The organism is Aeromonas sp. S16(2024) (assembly GCF_041403065.1).
GTDB lineage: Bacteria > Pseudomonadota > Gammaproteobacteria > Enterobacterales > Aeromonadaceae > Aeromonas.
In genome coordinates, this window is record NZ_JBGLQX010000016.1 from 54,700 (window position 1) to 71,425 (window position 16,726).

The window sequence follows — 16,726 nt, forward strand, 5'->3', positions numbered from 1 at the left end:
TGTTCATGTCAGTCACTTTACCGATGCCAATGACCGAACATCTGATGCTGGGAGCATTCAAATGAGCAAGTCCATCTCCATCCCTGCCCGCACCGAAAAGGTGAAGGGCAAGGGCAAGAAACAGACCTCACAAGTCGTGCAGGCCATGATCGAAGCCTTCTATCGCTTCAACCCCAAGGCGCTGTTTGGCAGCCCAATCCTGTTCACCCTCTGGCTGGCCGCCGTGATGGCGACCGTGGAGTCCCTGCTGGGCCAGCCCCTGTCCGGGGTCACCCCTTCACTGGCCTGGCAGCTGACGGCCTGGTTGTGGCTGACCCTGTGGTTTGCCAACTTCGCCGAAACCCTGGCAGAAGGCCGCGGCAAGGCGCGGGCCGACAGCCTGAAGGCGGGCATGAGCCAGCTCCAGGCACGCAAGGTGCGGGATCCGAAAGATGGCCAGGGCGAATGGGTCGCGGCCACCAGCCTGCAAAAAGGGGATCTGGTGCTGGTGCGCAGCGGCGAGATGATCCCGGCCGACGGTGAAGTCGTTGCCGGTATCGCCTCCGTCAACGAGGCCGCCATCACTGGTGAATCCGCCCCCGTCATCCGCGAGTCCGGCACCGACCGCAGCGGCGTGACCGGCAACACCACGGTCGTGTCCGACGAGATCTGGGTCCGTGTGACCAACAATCCCGGGGAGAGCACGCTCGACCGAATGATAGCGCTGGTCGAGGGGGCCAAGCGCCAGAAGACCCCGAACGAGATGGCACTCGATGCTCTGCTGGTGGGTCTGACCCTGATCTTCCTGCTGGTGGTCGCCACCCTGCCCTGGTTCCTCGACTACAACGGCACCCAGGTACCGCGGCTCTACCTGCTAGCCCTCTTCATCACCCTGATCCCGACCACCATAGGGGGCCTGCTCTCCGCCATCGGCATCGCCGGCATGGACCGACTGGTGAAGCTGAACGTGATCGCCAAGTCAGGTCGTGCCGTGGAGGCCGCCGGTGACGTGCGCACCCTGCTGCTGGACAAGACAGGCACCATCACCTTCGGCAACCGCATGGCAGACGAGCTGATCCCTGCCCCCGGCGTCGATCCCTCCCTGCTGGCCCAGGCCGCCATGCTGGCCTCCCTCGGCGACAACACCCCCGAGGGCAAGTCCATCCTGACCCTGGCCGGCAAGAGCATGGCCAAGCCGAGCCAGCTCGAGAGCGACAAGGTGATCCCCTTCAGCGCCGAGACCCGGTTGAGCGGTCTGGATCGCAACGGTCATCAATATCGCAAGGGGGCCGTGGATGCTGTGCTCAACTACCTCTCCCTCGATCGCAAGGGAGTGCCCGAGATCATTCTGAAGGCGGTCGACAACATCGCCCGCCAGGGCGGTACCCCGCTGCTGGTCTGTACCCACGAGCAGTTGCTGGGGGTGGTGTACCTCAAGGACATCATCAAGCCAGGCATCAAGGCCCGCTTCCAGATCCTGCGTCACATGGGGATCCGCACCGTGATGATCACCGGGGACAACCCGCTGACCGCCGCCGCCATCGCCGCCGAAGCCGGGGTGGATGACTTCATCGCCGAGGCAACCCCGGAGAAGAAGCTGGCCTATATCCGCCAGGAGCAGGCCGATGGCCGCATGGTCGCCATGTGCGGTGACGGCGCCAACGACGCACCGGCCCTGGCCCAGGCGGACGTGGGGCTGGCCATGAACGAAGGCACCCAGGCCGCCAAGGAAGCGGGCAACCTGGTGGATCTGGACTCCAACCCCACCAAGCTGCTGGACGTGGTGCTGGTGGGCAAGCAGTTGCTGGTCACCCGGGGTGCCCTGACCACCTTCTCCATCGCCAACGACGTGGCCAAGTACTTCGCCATACTGCCGGCCCTCTTCATCGCCGCCTACCCGCAGCTGGGGGCACTGAACCTGATGCAACTCGGCAGTCCAGAGAGCGCCATTCTGTCGGCCATCATCTTCAACGCCCTGATCATAGTGGCGCTGGTACCGCTGGCGCTGCGGGGGGTCAACGTGAAGGGCTCTGCCGCCAGTCTGCTGCGCCGCAACCTGTTGATCTATGGTCTCGGTGGCCTGGTCGTGCCCTTTATCGGCATCAAGTTGATCGATCTGGTCATCACAGGCCTGGGTCTGGTGTAACGACGTAACCGGGATGCAGGGCGAACCCGCATCCCCAGCCATCCTTTTTGGAGCAAGAAAATCATGATAGCAATCAGAACCCTGCTGACCCTGACCCTGCTGCTGGGTGTCGGCTACCCCCTGGCCGTCACCGGACTGGCCCAGCTGCTGTTCCCCTGGCAGGCCAACGGCAGCCAGCTGACCGATGCCAAGCAGCAGCTGATCGGCAGCGCCCTGCTGGCGCAAAAATTCGAGCGGGCGGAGTACTTCCACTCCCGCCCCTCCGCCAGCGACTTCACCACCATAGGCAGCGGCGCCAGCAACCTGGGGATGAGCTCCCCCCTGCGCAGCGAATTTGCCAAGGCACAGGGTCATTACCAGTCCCCCGCCATGCTGACCCGCTCAGGTTCGGGCCTGGATCCCCACCTGCCCCTGGATGCCGTGCTGGCCCAGGTGGATCGCGTCGCCAAGCAACGCGGGCTGGATCCCGCTTCCCTGACGGAGCAGGTCAAGTCGTCGACACAAGCTGGTATCCTTGGCCCCCAGGTGGTCAACATCCTCCAGTTGAATCTGTTGCTCGATCAGCACAAGGACGCATGATGGCGCGCCTGGCTGGCCCGAGTTGGAGGGCGACCCAGATTTTCGAACCGAGCCGGCAGTTGCTCCATAAGGATGATGATGCGTGATGTGGTAAAAGCGTTTGCCCTGCTGGCAAGGCTGGAGCAGGAGCACGGGAATGCGTGATGAGGCTAGGGCCGACGCCTTGCTGGCAAGCCTGGAAGAGGAACACAAGGGCAAGCTGAAGGTCTTCCTCGGCGCAGCCCCCGGCGTAGGCAAGACCTACGCCATGTTGCAGGCGGTGCGGGAACAGGCCAGGGAAGGGGTCGACATTCTCATCGGCGTGGTCGAGACCCACGGGCGCCAGGAGACCCTGGCGCTGCTCGACAAGCTCGCCATCCAGCCACGCAAGCTGCATCACCACCGCCAGCAACGGCTGGAGGAGATGGATCTCGATGGCTTGCTCGAACGCAAGCCCGCCATCGTAGTGGTGGATGAGCTGGCCCACACCAATGCCCCCGGCAGCCGCCACGAGAAACGCTGGCAGGATGTGGAGGAACTGCTCGGCGCCGGCATAGACGTCTACTCCACCCTCAACGTACAACACCTGGAGAGCCTCAACGATCTGGTGTGGCAACTGACCGGGGTCAGGGTCAAGGAGACCCTGCCCGATCAGGTGCTGCTGGAGGCGGACAGCATAGTCCTCATAGACCTGCCCCCCAAGGAGCTGCTCGGCCGGCTCAAGGAGGGCAAGGTCTATGTGCCCCATCAGGCCAAGGCCGCCCTGCAATCCTTCTTCTCCCTCAACAACCTGACCGCCCTGCGCGAGCTGGCGATGCAGACTGCCGCCAGCCACGTGGAGGGGGATCTGCAACTGCAATGGCAGGCGGCGGGCAAGACCACGCTGCCACTGCGGGGCAAGCTGATGGTCTGCCTCGGGGATCAGCACGGCTCGGCCCTGGTGCGCTACGGCCACCGCTTCGCCCAGCGCCGCCAGCTACCCTGGCTGGTGGTGCACATCGACAGCAAGGGGCAGCGCTCCCCCGAGCTGGAGCAGGCGCTGGCGCTGGCCTCTCACCTCGGCGCCAAGGTGCTGACCCTCTCCAGCCCGGCTGTCGCCGATGCCCTGCTGGAGACGGCCGAACAGCAGCAGGTCTCACAGCTGTTGCTCGGCAAGCCCCACAACCCGCCCTGGCGCCGCTCCCTGGTGCAGCACCTGCTGAAACAGGCACAGGGATTCGAGATCACGCTGGTGGATACGGAGAAGAACAAGCCTGGACTGAGGCTGCAACCACTCCACCCCAAGGACATTCGCCAGAGCCTGCTGGCCATCGCCATAATGGCGGTGACCTCAGCCAGCGCCTGGGGGCTCTCCCACTGGCTGCCGCCCGCCTCCCTGCCGCTGCTGTTCGTGCTGGGGGTGCTCGCCACAGCCCTCACCACCAGCCTGGTGCCCGCCATCCTGGCGGCCGTGCTGGGATTCGTCGCGCACAATCTGCTGTTCACCGCCCCCTACTTTTCCCTCAGCGTCGCCAGCCACAGCGACCTGCTCACCCTGTTCGTGCTGCTCATCGTCGGCATGACGGCGGGGCGGCTCGCCTCCCGCCAGCGCCAGCAGCTGGTAGGCTTGCGCGAGACCCAGCAGCTCGGCAACGCCCTGCTCTCTCTCAGCCAGGGGCTGGCCACCGCCAGCAGCCCGGTGGAGGTGCTCAGGCAGGGTACCCAGGCCATCTCCCTCGCCCTGGGGCAGCCCGTGTTCGCTCTGGATGAGGAGTACCAGTACAGAGCCGGAGACGAGGTGCGGGCACCGGGCCAGACCGACAAGGCCGCCATCGACTGGTGCCTGGCCCAGAAGCAGAGCGCCGGGGCCCACACCGCCACCCTCAATGCGGCCGAGGCCCAGTACCACCACCTCACCGATGAACTGGTGCTGGGGATACGGCTGGCCAGCCCGCTCGCCTCCTCCGCCGAACATCAGTTGCAGGCGCTGCTCACCGACATCCGCGCCGCCCTGGCGCGGATCGATCTCAACGAGCGGCTGGCCGACAGCCAGCTGCAGGCGGAGACGGATCGGATGCGCGCCGCCCTGCTCTCCTCGGTCTCCCACGATCTGAAGACGCCGCTGGCCACCATCATGGGGGCCGGCAGCACACTGCTGGAATACGGTGACAGGATCAGTGCCGAGGATCGCAACGAGCTGCTCCACTCGGTGCAGGAGGAGGCGCGCCGCCTGCACAGCTATGTGCAGAACCTGCTGGACATGACCCGCATCGGCTCCCCGGACTTCCAGCTGAAGCGGGAGTGGGTCGACCTCGCCGATCTGGTGGAGAGTGCCCGCAAGCGGCTGGACTCCTCCTGGCGCCAGCACAAGCTGCTGATCCACTTCGATCAGCAGATCCCCCAGCTCTATGTGCACGGTGCCCTGATCGAGCAGGTGCTGGTCAACATCCTCGACAACGCCTCCCGCTACTCGCCGGCCGGCACTCCCATAGAGTTCAAGGTGATGCTGGCGGATCCCGACCTCATCATCGACATCATCGACATCGGGGTCGGCATCGCAGAATCGGATCGGGACAAGATCTTCAATCTCTTCTACACCCAGCCGGTAGGTGATTGCGGCAGTCGCGGCACCGGACTTGGCCTCGCCATTTCCCGCGCTATGATAGAAGCCCACGGTGGTCGCATCTGGGCATTTGCCGGCCCCAACGGCAACGGCACCTGCATGCGTATCTCACTGCCGCTCTCTCTCAACTCACCTGAGGTATGATGCGCACATTCCGGGTTTCTGACCCTTCAACACTCGCCTCTGGAGGTTAGATGGCTCATATCCTGGTCATAGATGATGAAGCGGCCATTCGCCGCTTTCTGCGGATCAGCCTGGTCGCCGAGGGGCACCAGGTGAGCGAGGCGGTGGGGGTCAACGAAGGGCTGGCGCAGTACCGCCACCTCAACCCCGATCTGGTGATCCTGGATCTCGGCCTGCCGGACGGGGATGGCATCCAGATCTTGCAGGCCATCCGCGAGCACCACCCCAACCCGGTGCTGGTGCTGTCGGCACGGGATTCGGAGCAGGAGAAGGTGCGGCTGCTGGATGCCGGGGCCAACGACTACATGAGCAAGCCGTTCGGCATCGGCGAGATGATGGCACGCATCCGGGTGCTGCTGCGCCAGCGCGCCGGGGTCAGCAGCGGCGAATGCCGCCACTTTCCCCAGTGCGGCCTGAGCCTGGATACCGGCAGTCACAAGGTCACCATGAGAGAGGAGGAGATCCCCCTCTCCCGCAAGGAGTTCGCCCTGCTGCAGGCCCTGGTGTGTCACCCCGGCAAGCTGGTGCTGCAGACCCAGTTGCTCAACGACATCTGGGGGCCCAGCCACAAGGAGGATACCCACTACCTGCGCATCGTCATCGCCAGCCTGCGCAAGAAGCTGGGAGACAATCCCCAGAACCCCAGTCTGATCGAGACCGAATCCGGCATCGGCTACCGCTTTATCGGCAGTTGAAACAGTCGCAGGCAGCCCATCCCGTTCGAAACACCATACCCGGTATCGGCAACTGATGTTTCACGTGGAACGACGCACGCTGCAAATCAGCGCCAACAGACCGCAGCCACAGAGCAACAGGCCGAGATCCTGCAAGCCGGCCGCCACCGCCAACCCCAGACTGAGCAGCAGGTAGTAGCCAAGCCCGAACAGGGCACCGGCGCTGCCTGCCACCTCGCGATAGGCCAGCAGCGCCTGGCTCAGCACATTGGGGATCGCCACCCCATAGGCCACCACTATCCCCATCATGGGCAGCAGGAACCAGAGCGAGGCCTGACTCGCCCAGACCAGCAGCCCGGCAACCAGTGCCAGAGTGCAGGCCAGTCTGAGCAGGGATGACGGCTGCCACCCCCTTCCCAGCAGATGCTTGTTGAACAGGCTGCCGAGCAGGGTCGCCAGCGCCAGCAAGATCCCCGAGTAACCAAACTCGCCGGTGCTCAATCCCAGTCCGGCAAACAGGAAGGGCGCCAGGCTGTAGTAGCCAAACAGCATGGTGTTGAACAGGGCGACCAGCAGGGCGCTGCGCCAGAGCCCGCCATCTTTCATCATCCGGCACGCCAGCGGCCAGAGCGCAACCCGCTGAGTCGTGGCCGGACGGGTTTCCGGCAGCCACCGACCGGCCACCAGCAGCAACACTGCCGCCAGCACCAGCAGACCGCTGAAGACCCCGAGATAGCCAAGCCGCTCGGCCAGCAGGCCGCCGCTCACCAACCCCAGCACGGGGCTGAGGGAGAGCGCCATGCCCATCACCGAGAAGACCCGCGCCAGATCGCTGCCCTGATAGCTGTCGCGCAACATGGTCTGGGTCACCACGGATCCCACGGCGGCGCCGAAGGCCGAGATGACCCGGGCCAGCAGCAACACCTCGAACTCATTGGCCAACAGCGCCAGCAGGGTGCCAACCCCGTAGGTGAACAAGCCCGCCAGCATGGCGGGACGCCGCCCGATCAGATCGCAGAGCCTGCCCCAGCAGACCACACCCACCGCAAACGCCAGGAAATAGACCGACAGGGTCTGGGATGCCTGCCCCTCGCTCACCCGGAACTGGCTGGCGATCTGGGTCAGCACCGGGCTGTAGATGGTCTCCACTATCTGGGGAAACATCATCAATCCCACCACCAGCCAGCGCGGTGGCAACTTGTTGTTCATGACACACCTCCTTCACAAGAGGTCGCCATTCTAGAGAGATGCCTATTGTCTGATTACAATAAGCAGGACTATATACATCAAGAATCGGACACATGGCCTTTATTCTTCCCGATCACCCTTTCGACCCGGACAGCCACGCTGGCAGCGTGATCGGCATCGCCTCCGCGCTCGGCTGGCATGACTCCGGCCTGCATCGGCATCGGCGCCACCAGCTGCTGTTCACCCAATCCGGCTGCATGACCATGGAGCTGGCAGACAGGGTCTGCCTGCTCCCGCCGACGCGAGCGGCCTGGCTGCCGGCGGGCACGCCCCACAGGGTCTTGATGCGAGGTGTCGTTGCCTACCGATCCCTCTACTTCACGCCGCACTCCGAGTTGCCGACCAGCATGGCGGTACTGGCGGTCAATCCCCTGTTGCACGCCCTGATCGAACGGATGGCGCTCTGGCCGTGGGACCAGCCGCAAGAGGAGCAGCAGCGGACGCTGGCATTGTTTATGGAGGAGTTGGGGCAGGCACCCCGAGAGTCCTGGCAGCTGCCGTTGCCGTCAGACCCGCGTCTGGCGACCTGGCTGCAGGAGATAAAGCGGGGCGACACCCTGCCCCCTCGGCTCAACCGGCTGGCCGAGGAGGTGGGTGCCAGTGACAAGACCATAGGTCGCATCTTCATGAGGGAGACTGGCATGAACTACCAGGCCTGGCGCCAGCAGTGGCGACTGCTGCGCGCCATGGAGTTGCTGGCAGAAAGCGAGCCCATCAGCCGGATTGCCGCTTCCCTGGAGTTCTCCAGCGACAGCGCCTTCATCAGCTTCTTCAAACAACATTCGGGGCAGACGCCCCTGCGTCACCTCAACTCTCGGGGTGAGTCGCCACGGCGGGGCTGACCTCCACCACCAGGGTATCCAGTGCCAATGGCTGGAGGTTGTGGATGGCATCCAGTACCACCTCCCGGGATGCCTGCTGCTGCTGGGCAAGCATCTCCTGCGCCAGCTTGGCGCTATTCAGCTCGGGCCTGGGGTTGTCGTTGGCCATGACGTTCAGGCTCAGGCTACTCAGTATCAGGGTCGCGATCAGGGTCTTCATCTGGCTTGCTCCGGTATGGTTGAGATGACCAGAGAGTTATTCCAATAGTCGTGCCAACTATATAAGCAGTTGATTTTGTTTAAATAAAATAAAAAAAGATGCCATTTGAGGCATCCCTTCCCATCTTGTTGGTTATTTTGAAACCCATTAGTGGTTATTTTTACCACATCCATTTTCCTGGGCCCGTTCCACGTGGAACGTCCCATGATTTTGATCGACACCCGCTTTTAAACTGAGCTATGGTGCTAGCTCCCCCGTAACTGACTCTGGATCTGTCACCGAATGGAATTCTCCTTGTTCGGCGAGAAGTTCACTCGCCACGCCGGTATTACCCAACTCATGGATGACCTCAATCAGGGGCTGCTCAATCCGGACGCCATCATGCTGGGAGGCGGCAATCCGGCCCCCATCCCCGCCATGCTGGAACGCTTTCAGACCGAGGCCAAGCAGCTGCTCGACAATGGCGAGCTGATCAAGGCCATGGCTAACTACGATGGCCCGCAAGGCAAGGACAGGTTCACCAAGGCGCTGGCCGCCCTGCTCAAGAGAGAGCTGGGCTGGGACATCTCGGCCCGCAACATAGCCCTGACCAACGGCAGCCAGAATGCCTTCTTCTATCTGTTCAACCTGCTGGCCGGCGAGTTCGCCGATGGCCGCAAGAAGAAGGTGCTCTTCCCCCTGGCCCCCGAATACATCGGCTATGCGGACTCGGCTCTGGCGGAGGATCACTTCGTCGCCTATAAGCCCACCATAGAGAAGCTGGCCGACGGCCAGTTCAAATACCATGTGGATTTCGAGAGCCTGGAGGTGGGCGACGACATAGGGGTGATCTGCGTCTCCCGCCCGACCAACCCCACAGGCAACGTGCTGACCGATGAAGAGATAGAGCATCTGGATCAGATCGCCCGCGACAAGGGGATCCCGCTGCTGCTCGACAACGCCTACGGCGTGCCCTTCCCCGGCATCATCTTCAGCGAGGCCAAGCCGTTCTGGAATGCCAACACCATACTCTGCATGAGCCTCTCCAAGCTGGGGCTGCCGGGCACCCGCTGCGGCATCGTCATCGCCGACGAGAAGATCATCCAGGCCATCACCAACCTGAGCGGCATCATCAACCTGGCACCGGGCAGCCTGGGGCCCGCCATCACCATCCCCATGATAGAGAGCGGCGAGATCATCGCCCTGAGCGAGCAGGTGGTGAAACCCTTCTACAAGCAGAAGGCCGACTTCGCGGTCCAGCTGCTGCGAGACGCCATTCCCGATCCGCGCTTCCACATCCACAAGCCGGAAGGCGCCCTCTTCCTCTGGCTCTGGTTCGAAGGCTTGCCGATCCACTGCCAGGAACTCTATGAGCGGCTGAAGGCGAAGAACCTGCTGATAGTGCCGGGTCACTACTTCTTCCCCGGCATCGACGACCCCGAGTGGCGCCACAGCCAGGAGTGCATCCGTCTCAACTACTCCCAGAGCGAAGAGCTGGTGCGACGCGGCATCGCCATACTGGCGGACGAGATCAACGCCATTTACCGCGGCGGCTGACTCGCCTGCAGATAAAAGAAAGGCCTGCGATCGCAGGCCTTTCTCGTCTCTGGTATCAGGCTCCCCGGCCTGACATTCCCGGCTTAGCTCGGCAGCGCCAGCTGATCGGGTTTGCCGATGGGGATAGCGCGGGGCTTGAGTGCCTCCGGCAATTCGCGGGCGAGATCTATGGTCAGCAGACCATGCTCCAGTCTGGCCCCCTTCACCTCCACGTGCTGGCTCAGCTTGAAGGCGAGCTCGAAGTCACGCTCGGCAATTCCCTGATGGAGGAACTGACGTTCACCGGCCGCTGCGGCCTTGCGCCCCTTCACCTTGAGGGTGCCGTTTTCGGTCTCCAGCTCCAGCTCGTCGCGCTCGAAGCCAGCCACGGCGACCGTGATGCGGTAGCCGTCATGCTCCCGCTTCTCGATATTGTAAGGGGGATAGGCCGCCGCCTTCTGGTCGAACAGGCCTTCCAGCTCGCGGGCCATCCGCTCGAAGCCGACGGCATTGGAAGAGAGGTGAGAAAAATCGAGGTTACGCATAATCCTATCCTTCTAATAAGCAACAGGTTTGACTCTCCACAGGCCCGTCATCGGCACCCGGGAAATTTGAAAATCGCAGTGAGTTCAGGCTGTCAGCCGTTGATCTCGATCTTGCGGGGCTTCATCGCCTCGGGCACTTCACGGGCCAGATCGATGTGCAGCAGGCCATTCTTGAGATCGGCCCCCTTCACCCGCACATAGTCGGCCAGCTGGAAGCGACGCTCGAAGCCGCGCTCGGCTATGCCCTGATAGAGATAGTGGCGCTCGGAGTCAGCCTGCTTGTTGCCCTTCACCGTCAGCAGATTTTCCTGGAAGCTCAACTCCAGCTCTTCCTGGGTAAAGCCCGCCACCGCCATGCTGATGCGGTAGTCGTTGTCACCCAGCTGCTCGATGTTGTAGGGGGGATAACCGGCATTGCCATTGCTGGCCGCAGATTCGATGAGATTGGCCAGACGATCGAAACCAATGGCAGAACGATAGAGCGGAGAAAAGTCGATAGAACGCATAGTATTACCCTCTTGTGAGCGATAACGGATTGTTTGCCCTCCTGATGGACGGGCGCCTGGTCGAAACCTCTGTCGAGCGTTCCGGCCTTGTTACCTATATAGGGGCTCACTTTTTCCTTTCAAGGGAAAAAATGAAAAGAAATTTTTGGTCGCCCATCAGCGTCGAAAATGGCCCGATTGATATGATATTCGGCCCGCGGGCCACTCACCCTCCAATCCGCTGCGCGCCATACTGGTTGCGTCCCCCCACCAGAGACCGGAGCACACCATGCAAGTTACCCAGGTTCGCAATGCCACCCTGCTCATCCACTACGCCGGCACCCGCTTCCTGATCGATCCCATGCTGTCTGCCAAGGGCAGCCTCCCGGGGTTTGAGGGAACGGCCAACAGCCAGCTGCGCAATCCGCTGGTCGAATTGCCCCTGCCCATGGCGGAGATCCTCGATGTGGATGCGGTGATAGTGACCCATGATCACCTGGACCACTGGGACCCGGTCGCTCAGCAGCAGATCCCCAAGCACCTCCCGCTGTTTGTGCAGCATCAGAAAGATGCCGACAGCATAAGCGCCAGCGGCTTCATGGATGTGCGCCTGCTGAGCGAGCAGGCCGAGTTTGCCGGCATCCGGTTGCAACAGACCGAGGGGCAACACGGCAACGATCAGGTCATGGCGGTGTTGGGCGAGCGGCTGGGTGAGGTATCCGGGGTGGTCTTCTCCCACCCCGCAGAGAAGACCCTCTATCTGGCGGGTGACACCGTCTGGAACGCCCAGGTTGAACAAGCGCTGCAACGGCACCAGCCCGAGGTCGTCATCCTCAACTGTGGCGATGCCCAGGTGCCTGGGCTGGGTTCCATCATCATGGGCAAGGAGGATGTCGCCGCCGTCTATCAGGCAGCGCCACAGGCCACCCTGATTGCCAGCCACATGGAGGCGGTCAATCATGCCCTGCTGACAAGGCGCGAACTGCGCGACTACCTCGGCAAACAGGGGATGGCAACGCGGGTGCTGGTGCCAGAGGATGGCGAGTCCATCGTCCTCTGATCGAGCGGGCCATGTGACCACATAGCCCTTCGGCTTTCTGTTGCCGCCCCTTATCATGGGGATCCGAGTGCAAAGGAGTCTGCTACTATGCCCAATCCCATCGTCGTCGCCGTCATCACCTTCGATCACTTCAGCCCCTTTCACTGCGCTGTGCCCTGCCTCATCTTCGGCGACACCATGATGCCAGGCGCCTCCCTGTTCGAACTCAGGCTCTGCGCCGGCGACACCACCCGCCAACCCGGTTCCGCCCAGGGCTTTCGCATCGACGCCAGCCACGGGCTGGAGGGATTGATCGGGGCGGACATCGTCATCATCCCCTTTTGGCGCGATCCGGCCGAGCGACCGGCCCAGCCACTGCTCGATGCCCTGGTTGCCGCCCGAAGCAGGGGCGCCCAGATAGTGGGGCTCTGTCTGGGCACCTATGTGCTGGCCTATGCCGGTCTGCTGGAGGGACGCAGGGCCTCGACCCACTGGGAGTTCGAGCAGGACTTCATGGGCCGCTTTCCCGCCGTGCGGCTCGATACCAATGCCCTCTACGTGGACGATGAGGGCCTGATCACCTCGGCAGGCACCGCCGCCGGGCTGGACTGCTGCCTCTACCTGGTGCGCGAACACCATGGCAGCCGGATCGCCAACAAGCTGGCCAGGCGGCTGGTGGTGCCGCCCCATAGAGAGGGGGGCCAGGCCCAGTTCATCGAGCAGCCGGTGCCCGCCTCCACCCGGGATGCCAGGATCAACCAGCTGTTCGACCACCTGCGCATGCACCTGGCCGAGCCTCACAACCTGGACGCATTGGCAGAGCACTGCCTGATGAGCCGGCGCACCTTCACCCGTCGCTTCCAGCAGGCGACCGGCCTCTCCGTCGGGGAGTGGTTGCTGGCCGAGCGCCTCAGGCGCTGCCAGGAGTTGCTGGAGACGAGCTCCCACTCCATGGATCGCATCGCCGAGCTGGTGGGGCTGAAGACGGCCGCCATACTGCGCCAGCATTTTCGCGCTCGTTTCGGGGTGTCGCCGAGTGAATGGCGCCGCTCTTTTCGTGGTGACAAGGTCTGACAGCAGCCCCAGCCCCGTCCTGACTATTCCTCTCATGTTTCACGTGGAACGCGCCACTTTCCTCTCGCACAGAAAACAAAAAGCCGGTCACGAGGACCGGCTTTTTTATTGCTCTACTGAGTCGTCAGACGTCGAGGTTGGCGACCCGCAGGGCGTTGGTCTCGATAAAGTCACGACGGGGTTCGACCGCATCACCCATCAGGGTGGAGAAGAGCTGGTCGGCGCCGACGGCGTCGTCTATGGTGACGCGCAGCATGCGACGGGCTTCCGGATCCATGGTGGTTTCCCACAGCTGATCCGGGTTCATCTCACCCAGCCCTTTATAGCGCTGGATGTAGATGCCACGCTTACCTTCGCCCATCAGCCAGTCGACCGCTTCCACGAAGTTGGCAACCGGTTTGACCTTCTCGCCACGCTTGATGAAACCACCTTCCTCGATCAGGTTGGCAATCTCCTTGCCCAGGGAGACCAGCTGACGGTACTCACCGGACTGCAGGAAGTCGTAGCTGAGCGGGTATTCCCGGTCGACACCGTGCTGACGTACCACGGCGTGCGGCACGAACAGGCTGCGCTCTTCGTCACGGCGTACCTGGATCTGGTACTGGATGCCGTGGTTGCTCTCGTTGAGCACGGCTTCCATCCCCTGGCACCAGGCCAGCAGATCGCTCTCGCTGGCCAGCAGGGTTTCGTTCAACTCAGGCTGATAGATCAGCTGGGTCAGCACGGCATCCGGGGCGCGGCGGGACATGCGGGTGATCAGGTGAGAGACGGCACGGTGCTGGTTGACCAGACGCTCCAGCGCCTCGCCACCGATGGCAGGGGCAGACTCGTTGACGTGCAGGGTAGCACCGTCCAGCGCCATGGAGGTCTGGTACTGCAGCAGTGCATCTTCGTCTTTCAGATACTGCTCCTGCTTGCCCTTCTTGACCTTGTAGAGCGGCGGCTGGGCGATGAAGACGTAGCCACGCTCGATGATCTCCGGCATCTGACGGTAGAAGAAGGTCAGCAGCAGGGTTCGAATGTGCGCACCATCGACGTCCGCATCCGTCATGATGATGATGTTGTGGTAACGCAGCTTGTCCGGGTTGTACTCGTCGCGACCTATGCCGCAGCCCAGCGCAGTGATCAGGGTGCCCACCTCTTGCGAGGAGATCATCTTGTCGAAACGGGCCTTCTCCACGTTCAGGATCTTGCCCTTGAGCGGCAGTATGGCCTGGTTCTTGCGGTTGCGACCCTGCTTGGCGGAGCCGCCAGCAGAGTCCCCTTCCACTATGTAGAGTTCGGAGAGGGCCGGGTCTTTCTCCTGACAGTCTGCCAGCTTGCCGGGCAGACCGGCGATATCCAGCGCACCCTTGCGGCGAGTCAGTTCGCGGGCCTTGCGGGCCGCTTCACGGGCGCGGGCCGCATCGATGATCTTGTTGACCACTATCTTGGCATCGCCCGGGTTTTCCAGCAGGAAGTCGGCCAGCTTCTCGCCCATTGCCTGTTCAACGGCAGTCTTCACTTCGGAAGAGACCAGCTTGTCCTTGGTCTGGGAGGAGAACTTGGGATCAGGCACCTTGACGGAGATGACCGCAATCAGGCCTTCACGGACGTCGTCGCCACTGGCGGCAGACTTGGCCTTCTTGCTGTAGTCCTCTTTATCCATGTAGGAGTTGAGGGTACGGGTCAGCGCGGTACGGAAGCCCACCAGGTGGGTGCCCCCATCCCGCTGCGGGATGTTGTTGGTGAAGCAGTAGACCCCTTCCTGATAGGCGTCGTTCCACTGCATCGCCACTTCGACGCCGATGCCATCCTGCTCTGTGGTGAAGTGGAACACCTTGGGATGGATCGGGGTCTTGTTCTGGTTCAGGTATTCGACGAAGGCCTTGATGCCGCCCTCGTAGCAGAAGTGAGCCTCGCGGCCATCCCGCTCGTCCATCAGGCGGATGGAGACACCGGAGTTCAGGAAAGAGAGCTCACGCAGGCGCTTGGCCAGGATCTCGTAGTGATACAGGGTATCGGTAAAGATGGTCGGGCTCGGCCAGAAGCGCACTTCGGTACCTGTGCCCGTGCTGTCGCCAATCTGCTTGAGCGGCGCCTGCGGCTCACCCAGGTGATAGGTCTGCTCGTAGACGTGGCCGTTGCGACGTATGGTCAGCAGCAGCTTGTCAGAGAGGGCGTTCACAACCGAGACACCCACGCCGTGCAGGCCGCCGGATACCTTGTAGGAGTTGTCATCGAATTTGCCGCCGGCGTGCAGCACCGTCATGATGACTTCGGCGGCGGAGCGGCCCTCCTCCTCGTGCATGTCGACCGGGATACCCCGGCCGTTGTCACGCACGGAGACGGAACCGTCGGAATGGATCTTGACCTGAATATCGGAGCAGTAGCCAGCCAGAGCCTCGTCAATGGAGTTATCGACGACCTCGAACACCATGTGGTGCAGGCCCGAGCCATCATCCGTATCGCCGATATACATCCCCGGGCGCTTGCGGACCGCATCCAGGCCCTTCAGCACCTTGATATTCGAGGAGTCGTAAGTATTTTCACTCATAGCTTACTCTCTGCCTTCTCTAACGTTTCGGAGATCTTGCCTTGTTCCACGTGGAACAGCTTGCAGTCACTCGCATCCATCATGTCTGCGAGCTGACCGGTATCGATGGCGGTGATAAACACCTGGGACGCGCACTGCTTCAGCCTTGCGGCCAGCAGGCGACGTTTGTCGACATCCAGTTCAGAGGCAAAATCGTCAATTAAAAAAATACAGCCACGGCTGCTATGTTGATTCAAATAGAGCCCTTGAGCCAGTCGCATGGCGCAGACCAGCAACTTCAACTGACCCCTGGACAAAATATCCTGAGCAGGCACCCCGTTCGCCTTGAGCCGCACATCCGCCTTCTGCGGACCGACCCCAGTGTACCCCAGCGAACGATCCCGCTCGAACCCCGCCTCCAGCAAGTCGCCGAGGGGAGTCTCTCTCTCCCAGCCCCGATAGAAACCGAGGCTGATGTCGAATTCCGGCAGAAAATCCGCCGTCATCTCCTTGATCAGGGGTGTAATGGCCTGACAGTAACTGGCGCGAAACTCCACCAGTTCACCCCCGAGCCGCACCAGTTCCTGATCCCAGAACGCCAGCTGGCGATACTGGCTGCTCTGGCGCAGCAGCGCATTGCGCTGTTTCAGCAGACGCCGTACCCGTCCCCACAGGGAGAAGAAGGTCGGCTCCTGATGGAAGACGCCCCAGTCCAGCCAGGCCCGGCGAGCCTGAGGCCCGCCGGTCAGCAGGTTGAAACCATCGGGGTGGATCAACTGCACCGGCAACAGCTCGGCCAGATCGGCCAATCGCTGGGCCTGGGCCCCGGCGATCTTGAGCTGGGTCTCGCCCCCCTTGTCCTTGGCAAGCCCGATGGGCACCTGACGCCCCTCCAGCTCGCACTGGGCAAACAGGGTAAAGGCCCTCTCCCCCTGGCGGATGACCCGCCCGGTCAGGTGAGTACGAAAAGAACGACCGAGACCGAGGTAATGGATGGCTTCCAGCACGCTGGTCTTGCCGCTGCCATTGCACCCGACCAGGATATTGAGGCCGGGGGACAGCGCGAGACTGGCGTGCTGGATGTTGCGAAAGTCGCTGAGCTGGAGTTTGACCAGGGACACG

Annotated in this window: 14 protein-coding genes; 8 read left to right on the forward strand and 6 right to left on the reverse strand. The window is 62.5% G+C overall.

Annotated features, from left to right (window positions below; translation table 11 throughout):
• Positions 1-61 precede the first annotated feature (61 nt).
• The 4 genes from kdpB to ACB030_RS13215 all read left to right on the forward strand — a co-directional run bounded on the left by kdpB (position 62) and on the right by ACB030_RS13215 (position 6,163).
• Positions 62-2,125, forward strand: coding sequence for a potassium-transporting ATPase subunit KdpB (kdpB, locus tag ACB030_RS13200; protein WP_371160363.1), 2,064 nt, complete (start codon positions 62-64; stop codon positions 2,123-2,125).
• Between the two features lie 63 nt (positions 2,126-2,188).
• Entirely contained in the window at positions 2,189-2,704 is a 516-nt protein-coding gene (locus ACB030_RS13205) for a potassium-transporting ATPase subunit C (RefSeq protein ID WP_043132716.1), read from the forward strand.
• A 136-nt stretch (positions 2,705-2,840) separates the two neighbouring features.
• Positions 2,841-5,429: a DUF4118 domain-containing protein gene (locus tag ACB030_RS13210; RefSeq protein WP_371160365.1), complete on the forward strand. Its 2,589-nt coding sequence runs from the start codon at positions 2,841-2,843 to the stop codon at positions 5,427-5,429.
• A gap of 50 nt (positions 5,430-5,479) precedes the next feature.
• Positions 5,480-6,163 carry a response regulator gene (locus ACB030_RS13215; protein WP_371160367.1) on the forward strand — a complete coding sequence of 228 codons (684 nt, stop codon included), beginning with the start codon at positions 5,480-5,482 and terminating at the stop codon, positions 6,161-6,163.
• A 60-nt stretch (positions 6,164-6,223) separates the two neighbouring features.
• Here ACB030_RS13215 and ACB030_RS13220 read toward each other — a convergent pair whose 3' ends face one another.
• Positions 6,224-7,351, reverse strand: coding sequence for a multidrug effflux MFS transporter (locus ACB030_RS13220; protein ID WP_371160369.1), 1,128 nt, complete (start codon positions 7,349-7,351; stop codon positions 6,224-6,226).
• Between the two features lie 92 nt (positions 7,352-7,443).
• On the opposite strand from ACB030_RS13220, the gene ACB030_RS13225 reads away from it, so the two are divergent.
• Positions 7,444-8,232 (forward strand): helix-turn-helix transcriptional regulator, encoded by a 789-nt coding sequence (locus ACB030_RS13225; RefSeq protein WP_371160371.1) that lies wholly within the window; start codon positions 7,444-7,446, stop codon positions 8,230-8,232.
• Here ACB030_RS13225 and ACB030_RS13230 read toward each other — a convergent pair.
• Positions 8,198-8,431 carry a hypothetical protein gene (locus tag ACB030_RS13230; RefSeq protein WP_371160373.1) on the reverse strand — a complete coding sequence of 78 codons (234 nt, stop codon included), beginning with the start codon at positions 8,429-8,431 and terminating at the stop codon, positions 8,198-8,200. The genes ACB030_RS13225 and ACB030_RS13230 overlap by 35 nt on opposite strands.
• A gap of 282 nt (positions 8,432-8,713) precedes the next feature.
• On the opposite strand from ACB030_RS13230, the gene ACB030_RS13235 reads away from it, so the two are divergent.
• A complete protein-coding gene (locus ACB030_RS13235; protein WP_371160375.1) occupies positions 8,714-9,967 on the forward strand; it encodes a valine--pyruvate transaminase in 1,254 nt (417 codons plus the stop codon).
• 83 nt (positions 9,968-10,050) lie between these two features.
• Here the strand turns inward: ACB030_RS13235 and ACB030_RS13240 are convergent, their stop codons facing one another.
• Both ACB030_RS13240 and ACB030_RS13245 read right to left on the reverse strand, forming a co-directional pair.
• Complete coding sequence (locus ACB030_RS13240) at positions 10,051-10,491, reverse strand: Hsp20 family protein (RefSeq protein WP_043132728.1); 441 nt, start codon at positions 10,489-10,491, stop codon at positions 10,051-10,053.
• A 92-nt stretch (positions 10,492-10,583) separates the two neighbouring features.
• On the reverse strand, positions 10,584-10,997 hold the full coding sequence (locus ACB030_RS13245; RefSeq protein WP_042000332.1) for an Hsp20 family protein: 414 nt from the start codon (positions 10,995-10,997) through the stop codon (positions 10,584-10,586).
• Positions 10,998-11,265: 268 nt separating this feature from the next.
• Between ACB030_RS13245 and ACB030_RS13250 the strand changes: the two genes are divergently transcribed.
• Entirely contained in the window at positions 11,266-12,036 is a 771-nt protein-coding gene (locus tag ACB030_RS13250) for an MBL fold metallo-hydrolase (RefSeq protein ID WP_371160378.1), read from the forward strand.
• 87 nt (positions 12,037-12,123) lie between these two features.
• Positions 12,124-13,089 carry a GlxA family transcriptional regulator gene (locus tag ACB030_RS13255; RefSeq protein WP_371160380.1) on the forward strand — a complete coding sequence of 322 codons (966 nt, stop codon included), beginning with the start codon at positions 12,124-12,126 and terminating at the stop codon, positions 13,087-13,089.
• Between the two features lie 124 nt (positions 13,090-13,213).
• On the opposite strand, the gene gyrB is transcribed toward ACB030_RS13255, so the two are convergent.
• Both gyrB and recF read right to left on the reverse strand, forming a co-directional pair.
• Positions 13,214-15,625, reverse strand: coding sequence for a DNA topoisomerase (ATP-hydrolyzing) subunit B (gene gyrB, locus ACB030_RS13260; RefSeq protein WP_139437127.1), 2,412 nt, complete (start codon positions 15,623-15,625; stop codon positions 13,214-13,216).
• Entirely contained in the window at positions 15,622-16,725 is a 1,104-nt protein-coding gene (recF, locus tag ACB030_RS13265) for a DNA replication/repair protein RecF (protein WP_371160382.1), read from the reverse strand. Before recF ends, gyrB begins: the two co-directional genes overlap by 4 nt.
• Position 16,726: the final 1 nt, after the last annotated feature.